This is a genomic window from Reyranella sp. CPCC 100927 (genome assembly GCF_007859315.1).
Taxonomy (GTDB): domain Bacteria; phylum Pseudomonadota; class Alphaproteobacteria; order Reyranellales; family Reyranellaceae; genus Vineibacter.
Genome location: NZ_VOHA01000001.1, coordinates 503,248 through 519,140, shown reverse-complemented (window position 1 = coordinate 519,140; position 15,893 = coordinate 503,248). Strand labels below are relative to the sequence as shown.

General features: G+C 66.9%; 5 protein-coding genes. 1 reads left to right on the top strand and 4 read right to left on the bottom strand.

Annotated elements, in window-relative coordinates:
* Positions 1 to 11 precede the first annotated feature (11 nt).
* On the top strand, positions 12 to 752 hold the full coding sequence (locus FQU96_RS02290) for a glycosyltransferase (protein ID WP_178130262.1): 741 nt from the start codon (positions 12 to 14) through the stop codon (positions 750 to 752).
* Here FQU96_RS02290 and FQU96_RS02285 read toward each other — a convergent pair.
* The 4 genes from FQU96_RS02285 to FQU96_RS02270 all read right to left on the bottom strand — a co-directional run bounded on the left by FQU96_RS02285 (position 737) and on the right by FQU96_RS02270 (position 15,676).
* Positions 737 to 3,745, bottom strand: a complete 3,009-nt coding sequence (locus tag FQU96_RS02285; protein ID WP_146539210.1) for a CHAT domain-containing tetratricopeptide repeat protein — start codon at positions 3,743 to 3,745, stop codon at positions 737 to 739. The genes FQU96_RS02290 and FQU96_RS02285 overlap by 16 nt on opposite strands.
* The gene (locus FQU96_RS02280; RefSeq protein WP_178130261.1) at positions 3,742 to 7,977 is read right to left on the bottom strand and encodes a filamentous hemagglutinin N-terminal domain-containing protein; all 4,236 of its coding nucleotides are present in this window, start codon (positions 7,975 to 7,977) and stop codon (positions 3,742 to 3,744) included. The genes FQU96_RS02285 and FQU96_RS02280 overlap by 4 nt, the downstream gene beginning before the upstream one ends.
* A gap of 91 nt (positions 7,978 to 8,068) precedes the next feature.
* On the bottom strand, positions 8,069 to 13,639 hold the full coding sequence (locus tag FQU96_RS02275; RefSeq protein WP_178130260.1) for a filamentous hemagglutinin N-terminal domain-containing protein: 5,571 nt from the start codon (positions 13,637 to 13,639) through the stop codon (positions 8,069 to 8,071).
* Positions 13,640 to 13,909: 270 nt separating this feature from the next.
* The gene (locus FQU96_RS02270) at positions 13,910 to 15,676 is read right to left on the bottom strand and encodes a ShlB/FhaC/HecB family hemolysin secretion/activation protein (protein ID WP_146539207.1); all 1,767 of its coding nucleotides are present in this window, start codon (positions 15,674 to 15,676) and stop codon (positions 13,910 to 13,912) included.
* Between the last annotated feature and the right edge of the window lie 217 nt (positions 15,677 to 15,893).

Sequence of the window (15,893 nt, the reverse complement as noted above, 5' to 3'; positions counted from 1 at the left end):
AGCGGTCCGCGATGAGAGTGGCAGTTATCACGCCCTACTATCGGGAACCACTGGACGTCCTGCGCGCCTGCCACGAGAGCGTCGCGCGCCAAACCCACCCGTGCCGGCACTACATGGTGGCGGACGGTTATCCCGTACCAGTCATCTCGACATGGCCGGTGGAGCATCTGCAACTGCCGCGCCCCCACAACGACGTGGGCAACGCCGCGCGATGCATCGGCGCCATGGCGGCGGCTGGCGACGGTGTCGATGCCGTCGCCTTCCTCGACGCCGACAACTGGTATCACGACGACCATGTCGGGTCGTTGGTGGCGCTGCACCAGCGCACCGGCGCCCTGGTCTGCACCTCAGGCCGTAACATCCACCGCGCCGACGGCTCGGTGCTCATCGCAGGCGGTGAAGCAGGCGATGGGGAAACCCATACCGACACCAGCTGCCTGTGGATCCACCGCCGTGCCTTTGAAGTGCTGTCGCTGTGGACCGCCATGCCGCCGGCCCTCGGCGCGATCGGCGACAGGGTCATCTGGGCGGCGATCATGGCCCGGAAAATCCCCCGGGCTCATTCAGGACGCTCAACCATGGCCTACCGATCGCAGTATGCCGCGCACTACATCACCTGCGGTGAAACACCCCCGGAGAACGCCAAGACCAGTGAAAGCCTGATATCGGCTTTCCGTCTTTGGGAAGAGCTGCCCGCGGCGACCAAGACACTCATCCTACGCGGATATGAAGCGTCTCAGCCGCCGGCGTAGACGAACGGCGCCCAGTAGAACGGATGCGCCCAGCGCACCGGGTCACTGCCGGCGCCGGCGCCGTCGAGCATGCCGACCTGCACGTTGCGCAGGGACACCGCCGCCGGCGTGCCCTTGGCGGTCTCGGTCAGCAGGTTGATCATCATCAGGGTCGTCGATTCGTCGGCGACGTTCCAGTGCGAGGCCAGCACGCCACGCGTGCCGGCGGTGAAGAACGAGCGCGCCAGGCCGGAGAACGCCTCACCGGCGCTGCGGCCATCGGGTCCGGCCGTGTTGCAGGCCGACAGCACCACCAGGTCGGCGTCCATGCGCAGGGCAGCGATGTCGGCCGCGGTCAGCAGGGCCTCGGCGCCGGCACCGGCACCGGTCAGCACCACAGGCTGCTGCACGCAGCGCAGTTCCGTCGGCAGCAGCGCGTGCGTGGCGAAGTGCACGATGCGGTACCGCTCCAACCCGCCGCGCAATACCGCCGAACGGCTGAACGCGGCGCCGGTGCGGGCACTACCGCGGCCGGCGCCGAGCTTGTCGGCGGTCAGCGCGACCTCCGATTCCGCCAGCGCCAGCGGCGGCAGCGCCGCCAACTCGCGCGCATCGGTAACACAAGCAGCCGGCACCGGCGTGGCGCCGTCGCGGACCACCTGCAGGGCCTGACCCGCCGCCGCCTGCGTGATACGCGTGAAGCCGCCGAAGCCGACATAGGCGTTGGGCGCCCGCGACCGTGCCGCCACCCCGCGCAGCAGCACGAAGGACTGCGCCGCGGGTACGTAAGCCAGGGTCATCGACTTCACCAGCCAGGCCACGCTCTTGTAGTCGGCGGGACTGGCGATCGGCGGCGGCGCTTCGCTGACCAGCAATGCGAACGGCAGCGACTGCAGTGCACCGTCGGCCGCCACGATCAGCTCGCGCACGCCAGCCAACCGCGCCTTCACGGGGCCCAGCAGGCGCTGATAGAGATCGTGCGCCATCGCCACGTCGTAAGCCGGCAGTTCGCCGCGCGCATCAGGCATGAATGCCTTGCGCAAGGTCTGTACGGTCTGCGCCGCCTGTGCCGACGACAGGTCGATGCGGTAGGCGGTCAGGGCGCCGTCGCGCGCCAACACGCCGTAGCCGCCTTTCTCGCCCAACACGATCTGCAGGAACGCCTCGCCGGCGCGCAGGGTGCCCAGCAAGTCGGCCGCGGTCGGCTGGCCCTGCAGCAGCTGGAAGTAGTTCGGCACTTCGCGCCGCACCTGCTGCTCGGCCTCGTTGCGCGCGCGGGTGGCATCGCCAATCTGGCGGTCGATATCCTGCAGCACGGCGCTGTCGGCGCCGCTGTTGGCGGCGATGTCGCGGCGCTGGAACAGTTCGGCCAGTGCCTGCTCCTGGTCCTGCAGCGCCTTCACGCTGCGGTGCGCCGTACCCATGCGCACGGCGGCCTGGGCGACGAACGCCGCCGTCACGCTCGAGCCGATCAGCTGCGAGGCGTCGAACATCTCGGTCGCGGCCGAGCCCGACAGCAGCCGCGATCCGCCGGCCAGCGCATCGAGATAGGGCAACACCGTATCCGCCGGCAGGGTGTTGCGCCGCGCGCGCAGGATCTGCGCACCGCGACGGAACTCGGACAGTGCCGCAGAGTTGTTGCCGCGCTGCAGGCGCACGGCGCCCGACTCGAAGTACGTCTTGCCGGCCGGCTGCGACTGCGGCAACGACTCGCTCAACCCGCGCGCCGAGCCGCCCAACTCGCTGCTGGCCTGCGGCAGGTTCTGGCCTGCCGCGGCACCCAAGCCGGCCACGCGCACGATGCGCCAGCGCACGCCGCCGGGATCGGCACCGACCGACTGCAGCAGCGCGATGCCCTTGTTGGCATAGGCCTGGCTCTGCGCCGGCTGGTTGTCGCCCAGCGCCAGCAGCGCACGCGTGCGGTAGATCTCGGCGACGCCCTGCGCCGCCCATTCGGTGTTGGCGCTCACTGGTGGAATCGACGTGCCGATGCGGCTCTGCGCGTCGCGCCGGGGATCGACGAAGATCTGGCCGCGCACGCCATAGGCCCGCGGTGGCGTATCGACCGAACCACGCACCACCGCCTTGTCGACCAGCGCCTGCAGATCGGGCGCTGCCACGTAGTAGAGCTGCTCGGCTTCGTCCAATGCGGTGCGCGCTTCGTTCCGCCGTCCCTGGTTGGCCAGGTGCTGGGCCACATACTGCCGCAGGCGCGCGCGGATCAGGGGATCGCGCGTGCCGGCCCCCAACGCCTCGGCGCGGCGGAACAACGTCGTGGCTTCGTCGAAACGGCCCTGGTTGCTGACATTCATCGCCACATGGGCGAGCGCATCGGCCTGATCGGCGTTGTCGCGACCGAACAGGCGCTGCTGCAGGGCCAGTGCCTCACGGTAATTGCGCTCAGCCGGCGCGTATTCTTCCTCGATGTTGTGCCGTGCCCCCAACCGCATCAGCGCCAGGTAGCGATCGGCGTCGGCGGCCTTGTAGGTCGCCGCATAGCGACCACCCAACGCCGCACCCAGCGCGCCGGCACGGCCACCGCCGGCACCACCCGACAACGCCGTGATCGTTGCCTCGATCGCCGGCGCTGCCGTCGACAGGCCCTCGCCCAGGAACGTCGAACCGCCGCGCGACGTCGCCACCGCGACATAGGGGACGCCGCCCGACCGGCGCGCGCAGGCCAACAGGGCCGCCGGCTCGCCGGCCAAAGTCGTTGACGCGGGCCGTTCGCAGAAGGCACGGCTGTCGATCAACGACCGCCACGGGCCCGATGCCGTCACGGCGGCAAGCCCGCCGCTGTCGGTGGTGCCATCGACCTGATAGACGCGCCCCACCGGATCACTGGCGGTGCCGCAGCGGATATCGACGGCCTGGCGTGCGCGAACGGACGACTCCGCTGCTACCGGCGCATAGGTGCAGGCCTCACCAGCGCGGGTCTGACCGGCCGGCTGCTGTGCCATAGCGCTGGTGGTCGCCACCAACGACAGCATGAGAAGGGGCGCTATGGTCCTCATTGTCCGCCTCGCGCGGCGCGCTGCTTGCGCCGTTCCTCGTCGACGTTGAAGAAATACTCGTTACCCTGGTTGACCAGAATCACCGTCGACAGCCTGAGCGGCGTCGGTGAGCTGCGATCGGTGACGATGTCGATCAGCAGCAGGTCCGGCACGCCGACCAGGCGGCCGGAGTCGTCCGGCTGCCGGGTGACCGAGTCCGGGATATGGAACTCGTCAGTTTCTGGTGGCGGTGGCGGCGGTGGCGGGACCGGACAGAGGCCGGTGCCGATGACGCAGGTATTGAACGTCTGGAGATCGACCACCTCGCCGCGCCGACGCACGTAGAAGCCGGCAAACGTCGTGGAGTCGAACGGCTCGCTGAAGGGCGCCGTCACCGAATGCGATGATGTCGGATCGATCTGGCGCACGCTGCCCGTCAGCGCGATCGGGTTACTGTGCGCCACATAGACACCCAGCAGGCCGTACGTGCCGCTGCCGCTGATCGTCGAGCCTGCACCACCGACCAGGTACACCGTCGTGTTGCCGGCATTGACGTTGGTCAAGAGGATGCCGCCGTCAGGATTGGGGCCGATCGGGATCGCCGACGTACCGCTGGGCGGCGTGACGCTGGTCTTCAGGCCCGCGAAGCTGCCCGGCCCCAGCACGGGACTGCCGGTCAGGTCGAGCACCACGAGGTTCGGCGAACCGCTGCCGCTGTCGAACGACACATTGTTCAGGATGATCTCGCTGCCCGTGGCCCCGGCCACGCGCCGCAACAGAACCAAACCATCGACAGTCGTCAGCGTCGTGTTGTTGACGGTGATGTCGCCGGATCGAATCGCCAGCTCCAGGGTCGCGCCGGCGCCGGCACGCACGCCGTCGACCGCCGCCACCAAACTGTCGCCGGCCACACCGCCGGCGGACACCGTCACACTGGCATTGTTGATCAGCCGGAAATCACCGAGCGGCCCGAAGCTGCCCGCCGCCGAGCCCGATAGGAACCGCACATCGTTCAGGCCGACCGCCGTCGTCAGGTCGACCACGCTGGCGGCCACCGCCAGCAGGCCGTTGGCCACCACACCGCCTGCCGCGCTCTGGAAGATATCGCCGGCCGCCGCATTCAAGCGGGCCACGGCGCCGATGGCGGCCATGCCGTTGATGAATTCGATGCTGCCGCCGAGCGCGACCAGGGTCACGTCGCCGCCATTGGTCAGGATCGCGCTGTTGGCCGGTGCGCCCGGTGCCGCGCCGCTGTCGCGCGCGCCGATCAGCGGCGTGCCGGGACCGGCCACGGAGACCACGGGGATGGATGATCCATCGACATAGCGGAACGTGCCGCTCTGCGTGGCCAAGGTCGTATCGCTCTCGACCGCGACGTGCGCCAGGCCGGTCACGGAATTACCCGGGTTCGTCAGCTCCACCGATCCAGCGCCGCGGACTGCCGTGGCCAGGGCCCCTTCGAAACCGCCACCGCGTGTCAGGACGATCGCCCCCGTCTGCTGGATCGAGGTGCCCGACTCCAGCACCAGCCGCTGCAGCAACTGGCCGGCGCCGGAGAAGTTCAGGCCCTGAACGGTGATCGCGCCGGCTGGGTTTTCCACTGCCGTAAGAACACCGCCGAGTTGGACCGCACCACGGCCGATCGACCCCAACCGCAGCGTGCCGGTACGAACGCTGGCGATCAGCTGCGCTTCCGTCATCAGGTTGCCGGTGGTGCCGCCGGCACCGCCGACCACCATCGCCGCGCTCGCCGAGGTGGGCCGTAGCACGGTCACGCCGTCGGGGTTGTCCGCCGCGAGAGACGCCCCCGGTGTTCCGGTCGCAATACCGCCGATCCGGGCCCCGCCGACGACGTTGATCGTGTCGGCCGCGATATCGAGATAATTGCCACTGCCGATCGTAATGCCGATCGTGACGGTGCTGATCTGGCCGATCGTCAGCGGGCCGCCGTTGACGTAGCGGAAATTCGCCCCCGCCGCACCGACCAGGGACACGACGTTGTTGGTCGCACTGGGCAGATCGACGGAACCAGCCGCGGTCGCCGTCAGAGCCGTGGGGAAACCCGGACTGCCTGCCGCGATGATGTTGCCGCCTGTCTGGACAATATCACCTGCCGTGGCGTTGAGAATGACCCGGGGCACGTTCAGGGTGCCGCCCGTCTGCAGGATTCCCGTGCCACCGATGGCACCGGTCGACGTGATCGTCAATATCCCGGTGGTGCCAGGGCTCGTGATGTTACCGGTCACGAGCACCTGCTGCCCCGACTCGATGGTGATCGGCGCATCGGGCGCGGTGATCCCACCCTTGCCGATCGTCAAGGCCGTCGTGCTCTTGATGCTGATGCCGAAGACCGATCCCGCCGAACTCGCGGTATCGGCCACGGTGCCAATCGCGTTGCCCGCGTTGTTCAGGGTCACGCCATTCAACGCCTTGAAGTTGACGATGCCGGCGGTGATGGCGGCAGACCCCAGATTGATGCCGAAGTTGGCGTTCAGGTTCAACGTGCCGCTGCCCAGTGAAATCACACCCGCAGCATTGCCGTTGATGCTTGATCCTATGCTGGTAAGCGTCAGATTGCCGTTTCCCGACGCGGTGATGGGGGCGTTGATATTAATGGCTCCATCAGCCAACAACGTCAGTGTGTTGGCCGTCGTCCACGTGATGGCGTTCACGACCGTAATGATGCCTGTATCGAACGGCGTGATGCCGACGGCATTGGTCGTGATCGTAACGTTCGAGCCGCCGTTGAGGGCAGCGGCTATCACTGCCGGATCGATTGTGTGCGCGGAGCCACTCGGTCCCGGGTCATCCGGAGGATTGTTCACGCCACCGACGACGGACCCTGCACCGCCAGTCACAATGTTCACATTGCGCGGATCGAGCAGCCACATCCCTGCAGTGCCGGCAACTGCGGACGCGGCAACCGATGCGCCGGGCAATACCGACAGATCGATCTTGCCCGACGTTTCGACGAAGCCGCCGTTGCCTCCTTTGAGGCCACCCTTCGCCGAGATCGTGCCGCCGAACACCGTCGCGTTGTCGGCCCACACGATCACTGAGCCGCCGTTGCCCATCATCGTCGCATCGGCCGTGATCCGCGCGCCGGCCTCGACCTTCGTGTCCCGTGCGTTGGGCAGCGGCCCCTTGCCCTGGTAGTTCCCGCCGATATTCACACGACCGCCGCCCGACGCGCCCGACGCATCGATCACCGCGCTCGACGCCACGTTCACCTTGCCGCCCGCCGCCGTCGCGATCACCTGGCCGCCGCGCTGGCCCAGGCTCTTCCCCGACACATCCAGCTTCCCGGTGATGTTCACCGTCCCGCCGTCCTCGCCCCCCAGGACCAGCACGCCGCCTTCCTGGCTCACAGCCTGCGCCCGGATCGCACCGCCCACGTTCACCACGTTGTCGACAACGCCGCCCGCCGCACGCGCCGTCAGCGTCACAACACCGCCGTCCGCGTTGATCGTCCCCGTGTTCGATGCCAGCGGCTGCTTCTTACCCTGTCCATCCACAGGCTGGCGCGTCACCGGCTGGCCGATCTGGAAGTTGATCAGCCCATCGCCCGCCAGGTCCACCGTGAACGTCTCCGCCCCGCCGATCGTCACACGACCCAGCCGCGCGTTGATCACGCCGTGGTTGGCCGCCATGTTCCCGACCAATCCAACCAGCCCGCCGTCACGCACCGTGATCGTGCCCGCGTTCACCACGCCGGCATTCGCGTTGGGTGACGGCACGTCGAACACCAGCTTGCCGTCCGCCATGAACGCCTGCGGGTTGCGGATGTTCGCCGTCGACGCCGCCAGCGACCCCACGTTCACCTGCGCGCCGTTGGCGAACACGACACCCGCCCCGTTCACCAGCACGATCTGGCCGTTCGCCGTCAGCTGGCCCGCGATCACCGACGGGTCAGGCCCCGTCACGCGGTTCAGCGTCACCGAACTGGCGCCAGGCTGCTGGAAGTCCACCCGGGTGCCCTGGCCGATCGAGAAGCTCCGCCAGTCGATCACGCCACGGTTCGTGGTCTGGTTCACCACGACCTGGTTCGTTCCGGTCGTGATCGTCGCCGAGCCGCCCACCACCGTTCCGCCCGTCGGCAGCTGCGCTACCGCCGGTGACGTGAACGTCAGAACGCCCCAACCCACCAACGCCGCCAGCGATGTCGCGTTCATGAGCCCAGAGCGAACTTTGCCGCGCACGGTGCCGGCATCACGCCGGCCGGACTGCAATACGCTCGTCTGGGTCTGTGCCATCACCATCCCCTGTCGTGCCAACTGATCGTGTGGATCCACGTTGTCTGCGGCGCCAAGTCCCGCCGCTCCACGCGACGTTCCTCCAGGCAGCTCATTGTCCGCCCCGCGCGGCGCGCTGCTTGCGCTGATCGTCATCGACGTTGAAGAAGTTCTCGTTACCCTGGTTGACCAGGATCACCGTCGACAACCCCAGCGGCGTCGGCGTGCTGATATCGGTAACAATGTTGATCACCAGCAGATCCGGTGCGCCGACCAGGCTGGCGGTATTATCCGGCTGCCGGGTCACCGACGTCGGAATATGGGGCTCGTCGGTTTCCGGCGGCGGCGGAACCGGACAGAGGCCGGTGCCGATGACGCAGGTATTGAACGTCTGCAGATCAACGACTTCGCCACGCCGTCGTACGTAGAAGCCGGCGAACGTCGTGGAGTCGAACGGCTCGCTGAACGGTGCCGTCACCGAATGCGACGACGTCGGATCGATCTGACGCACGCTGCCCGTCAGCGCGATCGGGTTACTGTGCGCCACGTAGACACCCAGCAGGCCGTACGTGCCACTGCCGCTGATCGTCGAGCCCGCGCCACCGACGAGGTACACCGTCGTGTTGCCGGCATTGACGTTGGTCAACAGGATGCCGCCGTCAGGATTGGGGCCGATCGGAATCGCCGACGTGCCGCTGGGCGGCGTGCTGCTCGACTTCAGCGCTGCGAAATTGCCGGGAGCCATCGCGGGACTGCCGGTCAGGTCCAGCACCACGAGATTCGGCGAACCGCTGCCGCTGTCGAACGACACGTTGTTCAGGATGATCTCGCTGCCCGTCGCACCCGCGACGCGCCGCAACAGAACCAAACCATCGACAGTCGTCAGCGTCGTATTGTTGACGGTGATATCACCCGTGCGAATCGCCAGTTCAAGCGTCGCGCCAGGGCCAGCATGCACACCGTCGACACCGGCCACCAGGCTGTCACCGGCCACACCGCCGGCGGACACCGTCACACTGGCGTTGTTGATCAACCGGAAGTCGCCGAGTGGCCCGAAACTGCCCGCCGCCGAGCCCGACAGGAACCGCACATCGTTCAGGCCGGCCGCCGTCGTCAGGTCGACGCTGCCACCGGCGACGGCGAGCAGGCTGTTGGCCACGACGCCGCCGGTCGCACTCTGGAAGATCTGATCGGCGGCACTCAGGCGCGCCGTGGCACCGATGGCCGCCAGCCCGTCGATGAACTCGATACTGCCGGTACGCGACACCAGGGTCACGTCGCCGCCATTGGTCACGATCGCGCTGTTGGGCGGCATGCCCGCCGTATCGCCACTGTCGCGCGCGCCCACCAGCCGCGCGCCGGCGCCAGCCACGCGGATCACCGGGATCGACGAGCCGTCCACATACCGGTACGTGCCGCTCTGCGTTCCCAGTTGCGTGTCGCCGACCCGCGCGATATGCGCCAGGCCGGCTACCGAGTTGTCGGGGTTCGTGAGCTCGACCGAACCGCTGCCGACCACGGCGGTGGCCAGGTGGTTCACCTTCACGGCCGCCGTCTGACCGATCGCCGTACCGGTGGCACCTGACTCCAACACCAGCGTCTGCACCACACTACCCGACGTGAAGTCCAGGCCCTGGATCGTGATCGCGCCGGCGGCGTTTTCCGCCGCAGTAGCGGCCCCGCCCAACACCGTGCCCACCGCGCGACCGATCGAGCCGATACGCAGCGTGCCGGTGCGGATGCTGTTGAGCAGCTGTGCTTCGGTGTACAGGTTCCCCGCGGCGCCCGTGCCGCCGATCACCATGGCCGCGTTTGCCGTGGCGGGGCGCAGCACCGTCACGCCATTTGGATTGTCGGCCGGTGCGCCTGCACCCGGCCCGAAGGGGTTCGCGATGCCGCCAATCCGTGCGTTCGCCGTAATGGTGATGCCATCCGCCGCGATATCGACATAACGCCCAGCGCCGATGGTGATCCCGATCGTGAACGTCGACACCTGGCCGATCGACAGCGTGTTGGCATCGACATAGCGGAAATCACCGCCCGCTGCGCCGACCAGAGACACAACGTCGTTGGTCGCACTCGACAGGTCGACGGAACCGGAGGCATTCGCCGTGAGAGACACTTGAAAGCCGGGAGCGCCGGTCGCGACGATATTGCCGGCTCTCTGAACGATGTCCCCCGCAGTAGCACTCAGTTCAATGAGCGGGGCAGAAATGGTGCCGCCGGTCTGCAGGATGCCGATGCCATCGATCGCACCGGTCGACGTGATCAACAACGTGCTGGATGTGCTGGTACTTGTGATGTTGCCGGCCACGAGCACTTGCTCAGCCGAGCCGATCGTGATGAAGCCGGCACTCATGCCGCCAGGGCCGATCGTCAGGGCCGACTTACTGAAGATATTGATGTTCCCGAAGAGTGCCCCCGCCTTGCTTGCGGTATTGGCCACCGCGCCGATGACATTGTTCAGGTTGTTCAGCGTAACACTGCCGCCCGAGACAAAGTTGACGACTCCGGCCGTTATCGGCGCGGCACCGAGATTGATCGAACCACCGGCGTTCAGATTCAGCGTGCCGCCGCTGCCTACATCGATCGAACCATTGGCGCTGTTGTTGATCGGACCCGTAGGGTCGCTCAGCGTCACGACAGCGCCGATCGCGACCAGGGCATTGTTGATATTGACAGTGTCGGACGACAGCGATGTCAGCGAGACATTGCCGCCCGATGTTACGATCGCGGCATTCGCCGGCAAGCCCGGCGTCGTGCCGCTGTCGCGCAATCCCACCAGCGGTGTTGCCTCGGTGCCGACCGAAGCCGCGGTCACAGTGAAAACACCGACGTACTGATACGCGCCGGTTTGTGTGCCCAGTGTCGTATCGCTGATCCGAGCGATATGAGCGATCGTGCCTGCGCCGTTGCCGCTGGTCAGAGTGACCGATCCGCCGCCCGTCACGCCGGTGGCCAGCGCGTTCACGAACAGGGAATCCGTTTGCGTGATCGACCCTGCGCCGGACTCCAGCACCAACGTCCCGACCGCTGAGCCGAAGAGATTCAAGCCTTGAATCGTGAGCGATCCCGCAGCACTTTCCCCCGCCGTGGAAGCACCGCCGAGCGTAGTGCCGGCAGCACGACCGATCGATCCGATCCGCAGTGATCCGGTGCGAATACCTCCGCGCAGAGCGATCTCGGTCAAGCCGGGACCTGAACCAAGGCCTCCGATCACCATCGGTGTACCCGCCGCGGTCGACCGCAGAACCGTAGCGCCCGTAGGATTGTCTGCGCCCGACCCTGTGATCTCCCCAATCCGAGCCGCTTCATAGGGTACAAAGACGGTTTCCGCGGCGATCGAAAAAGCGTTGGCCGCTATGTCGACATAACCGCCTGCGCCAACACTGATTCCCCTGACGAAAAAGGAACTCGTGCCCGGCAACACCACTTCACCCAGAACGACGGCGTTGGCGTCGACGTAGCGGAAGTTGGTCGCCGCTGATCCGAAGATCGCGTTGACGTCATTCGTCGGGCTGGTGAGTTGAACGCCACCTGCGGTCGCCGTCACACCCAAGGTGCCGCTGCTTATTATGCTGCTGCCAACCGTTTGAGCGATATCACCGTCATCCGCCGTAAGGGTGACAGTCGGCGCAGACAGCGTGCCGGCCGTCAGCTGGATGCCGACCCCGCCGATCGCACCGCTCGCCTGTATGAACAGCGATCCCGATGTTCCCGTGCTGCGGACGTCACCATTCACGAGCAGCTGTCCCGTCGCCCGAATGGTTATCGGTCCCGTGGTGGTGATACCCCCGGAGCCGATCGTCAGGGACGAACCGTTGAAGATATTGACGTCGCCGAAGAATCCTCCCGCCGAACTCGGCGCAGCAGCCACAACGCCGATTGCGTTGTTCTCGTTGGTCAAGGACACGCTGCCGCCGGATGCCGTGAAATTCACGACGCCAGCTTTTACCGCCGCCCCACTGAGGTCGATGTTCCCTGACGTCGTCAAGGTCAGCGCGCCATTCCCCAAAGATATCGAGCCGGTTCCGGAGACGCCCAATGCTGAAATGGTTAGGTTCGCATCGCCCGGTGTTGTTATCGCGGCGCCGATGCTGACCGATCCTGACGAGAGCAGCGTTAGTGTGCGTCCACCTGGAATGCTCACAGGATCGATGACCGAGATCGAGCTGCCATCGCCCGTTCCGACGGTACTGTCGACAACAACGTTTGCAGTCTCCAACGCCGCCTGCAGCGTACCAACCGTCAGGATCGAGAGCGAACTCTTGCCGGTAATCGTATTGGGGTCTCCCCCTGTAGCCTCGGTATTATCCGGCCCCGCATTCTGGATCAGGATATCTGCCGGATCGAGGAGGAGGGTGCCTGTGATGCCATATGGCGCCCGCACATCCGTCGAGCCGCGGTAGTCCAGGTAGTTCTTGCCCGATACCTCCACGAACCCGCCGTTGCCGCCCTTTAGCCCGCCGCCCCGCGCCGAGATCGTGCCGCCGAACACCGTCGCGTTGTCGGCCCACACGATCACTGAGCCGCCGTTGCCCATCATCGTCGCATCGGCCGTGATCCGCGCGCCGGCCTCGACCTTCGTGTCCCGTGCGTTGGGCAGCGGCCCCTTGCCCTGGTAGTTCCCGCCGATATTCACACGACCGCCGCCCGACGCGCCCGACGCATCGATCACCGCGCTCGACGCCACGTTCACCTTGCCGCCCGCCGCCGTCGCGATCACCTGGCCGCCGCGCTGGCCCAGGCTCTTCCCCGACACATCCAGCTTCCCGGTGATGTTCACCGTCCCGCCGTCCTCGCCCCCCAGGACCAGCACGCCGCCTTCCTGGCTCACAGCCTGCGCCCGGATCGCACCGCCCACGTTCACCACGTTGTCGACAACGCCGCCCGCCGCACGCGCCGTCAGCGTCACAACACCGCCGTCCGCGTTGATCGTCCCCGTGTTCGATGCCAGCGGCTGCTTCTTACCCTGTCCATCCACAGGCTGGCGCGTCACCGGCTGGCCGATCTGGAAGTTGATCAGCCCATCGCCCGCCAGGTCCACCGTGAACGTCTCCGCCCCGCCGATCGTCACACGACCCAGCCGCGCGTTGATCACGCCGTGGTTGGCCGCCATGTTCCCGACCAATCCAACCAGCCCGCCGTCACGCACCGTGATCGTGCCCGCGTTCACCACGCCGGCATTCGCGTTGGGTGACGGCACGTCGAACACCAGCTTGCCGTCCGCCATGAACGCCTGCGGGTTGCGGATGTTCGCCGTCGACGCCGCCAGCGACCCCACGTTCACCTGCGCGCCGTTGGCGAACACGACACCCGCCCCGTTCACCAGCACGATCTGGCCGTTCGCCGTCAGCTGGCCCGCGATCACCGACGGGTCAGGCCCCGTCACGCGGTTCAGCGTCACCGAACTGGCGCCAGGCTGCTGGAAGTCCACCCGGTTGCCCTGGCCGATCGAGAAGCTTCGCCAGTCGATCACGCCGCGGTTCGTGGTCTGGTTCACCACGACCTGGTTCGTCCCCGTCGTGATCGTCGCCGCGCCGCCCACCACCGTTCCGCCCGTCGGCAGCTGCGCTACCGCCGGCGCCGTGAACGTCAGCACGCCCCAACCCACCAACGCCGCCAGCGATGTCGCTCCCAGCAACCCGCCGCGCGTCGCACGCCGCGGCGCTGGCCCGGCCATGGGCCGGACCGTCGCCGCGTTCGCTATCGTTCGTGTCCCCCGCCGTCTCACGTCACCCTCGAATCTCCAAGCCGATCCGATCACGCCCCCGCGCTGACGCTGAAGTGTCTTCCCCCCGGAAGGCATCCCTCGTCGGCGGCGTGATTGCGCTACTGCACCCCGTCACCCAGGAGAGGTGCGGCACTCAGCAACGCCCCTGGATCCCTCGCTGCGCTCGGGATGACAGGACGCTCCTGCTTACACTCCTTCGTCCCCTCAACCCCGACGCGCTCAGAAGCGCGCCGTCACCCGGCCGTAGAGGTTCCACGGATCGAGCCGGCGCGCCGCGGCGCCATCGACGTCGCGATCGAGCCGACGCGTGGCCTCCAGTTCCAGCGCCACGCTCTCCAGGATGCTGACGCGAATACCGCCGCCGAACGAACGCGCCGTCTGATGCCGGATCTCGCCGGGCGCGTTGTTCCACACCCGGGCGTGGTCATAGAAGACGTAGAGCTGCATCGGCAGGCTGCCGCCCTGCGACGGACCGCCCACGCCTTCCGTTCCCTCGTCGTACGCGATCGAGAAATTGAGCTGCAGTTCCAGCGAGCCCGCCACGGCCTTGTCGCCCGTCACCTGGCCCGAATAGTAGCCGCGGCCCAGCCGCTCGCCGCCCACGAAGTACTTCTCGTTCGACGGCAGGATGTCGCCGGAGTATTGCCCGGCCAGCGAACCCAGCACGTTCAGCGAAAAGCCCGCGCCGGTCCAGATCCCCTGCAGGCGATTCACTTCGCCGTTGAACTTGAAGAAGGTCGGATCGGCCCCGAGCCGGTTGAGGAACGGATCGCCCCTCTTGGTGGAACCGAACGCGTTGATACCCTGCGAGAACCGAACGTTGCCGAAGGTCACGCCGTTCCAGTCGTCGCGGTAGTTGGCGTCGGCACCGAAACGCAGCACGCTGAGGTCGGTTCGAGTAAACCCGCCTTTCGAATTGGCAACGATCAGATCGGCGTTGGAATGGTAGTAGTCGTAGCCGCCGAAGACGTTCAGGTTCAGCTGCCGCGAGCGGATCACCGGATAGAGCAGCGATATGCCGGCAACGGTCAGCTTGCCGTCGTAGTCGACGATCTGCAGGTCCGGCAGGATGCGGCCGCGCCCGAAATAGGCCCGCAGCTGCAGACCGTCGCCGCCAATATAATTCGACCAGTTCAACTGACCGAAGTTCTGCTCACGATCGAAGGTCGTGAAGAATGTCGCCTCCAGACGCTCGGCGAGGCCGGTCCAGGAGTTGCTGCCGACGACGAATGTTCCCTGCTGCTGGCCGGTGAACTTCGAACCGCGGTTGTTGACCTGCAGCAGGCCATCCCAGCTCTTGCGCTGTAGCTGGGCCACCAGCTCCGACGAGCCGGGTTCCTTGCCGGGCCGCAGCACGGCCTTCATCGAGACGCCCGGCATGTCCTGCGTCAGCAGCAGGTAGCGCTCGACGTCGCGCAGGTTGGCCGGCCGCGCCAGCGTCATCTTGTCGAGGAAGCGCCGCGCCTGGCTCGCCACGTCGCCGACATTGCCCTCGACCACGACGTTGGAGATGTAGCCTTCGACGACGCGAATCTTGACGCGCCCGTCAGCGACACGCTGCGCCGGCAGAAACACGGTTGTCAGAAAGTAACCATCGGCGCGGTACTTGGCCTCGATCCGCTGCGCCACCGCGAAAAGCTCGCTGACCGCCACGCGCCGGCCGACCACCGGCCGTGTCAGTTCGTCGAGAACGCCCGGCGGGTAGACGGTAGCGCCCTCGATGTCGATGGCGGACGGTGTCGCGAAGATCTGGTCGGCGCCGGGCGGCGCCGTGCGCGTGCCCGGTGGCGCGGCCGGAATCGAGTCCGGCGTCCGGGGCACCTCGGGTGCACCCGGTCGCACCGGGGGCGCCTGCAAGACCGGCGGCACCTGGGCCACGGCAACGGATGACAGGGCGGCCGACAACGCTGCAACGCACAGTGCAACGCCACGCCGTGGCACCGCGAACGGATGCCGAACTACAGGGTCAGCCGACGGTTCCCGCATCTCTCCCCCATCGGTTCGGGCCTACAGCCACGCCTGGCCGCCGGCCTTCCCGCCATTTGAACCTTGTTGCGGAGCGCTTGCTTGGACCACAGCGCACTTGTTTTACGGTCCTGTCCATTATGCTGAATTTTCACGGTCAGGTCGAGCTATTCGCCCGCTGGGCACATGAAAAATGGCAGACAATCCCTTGAATACTCGCCCTTTCTCGTTCGCCCTA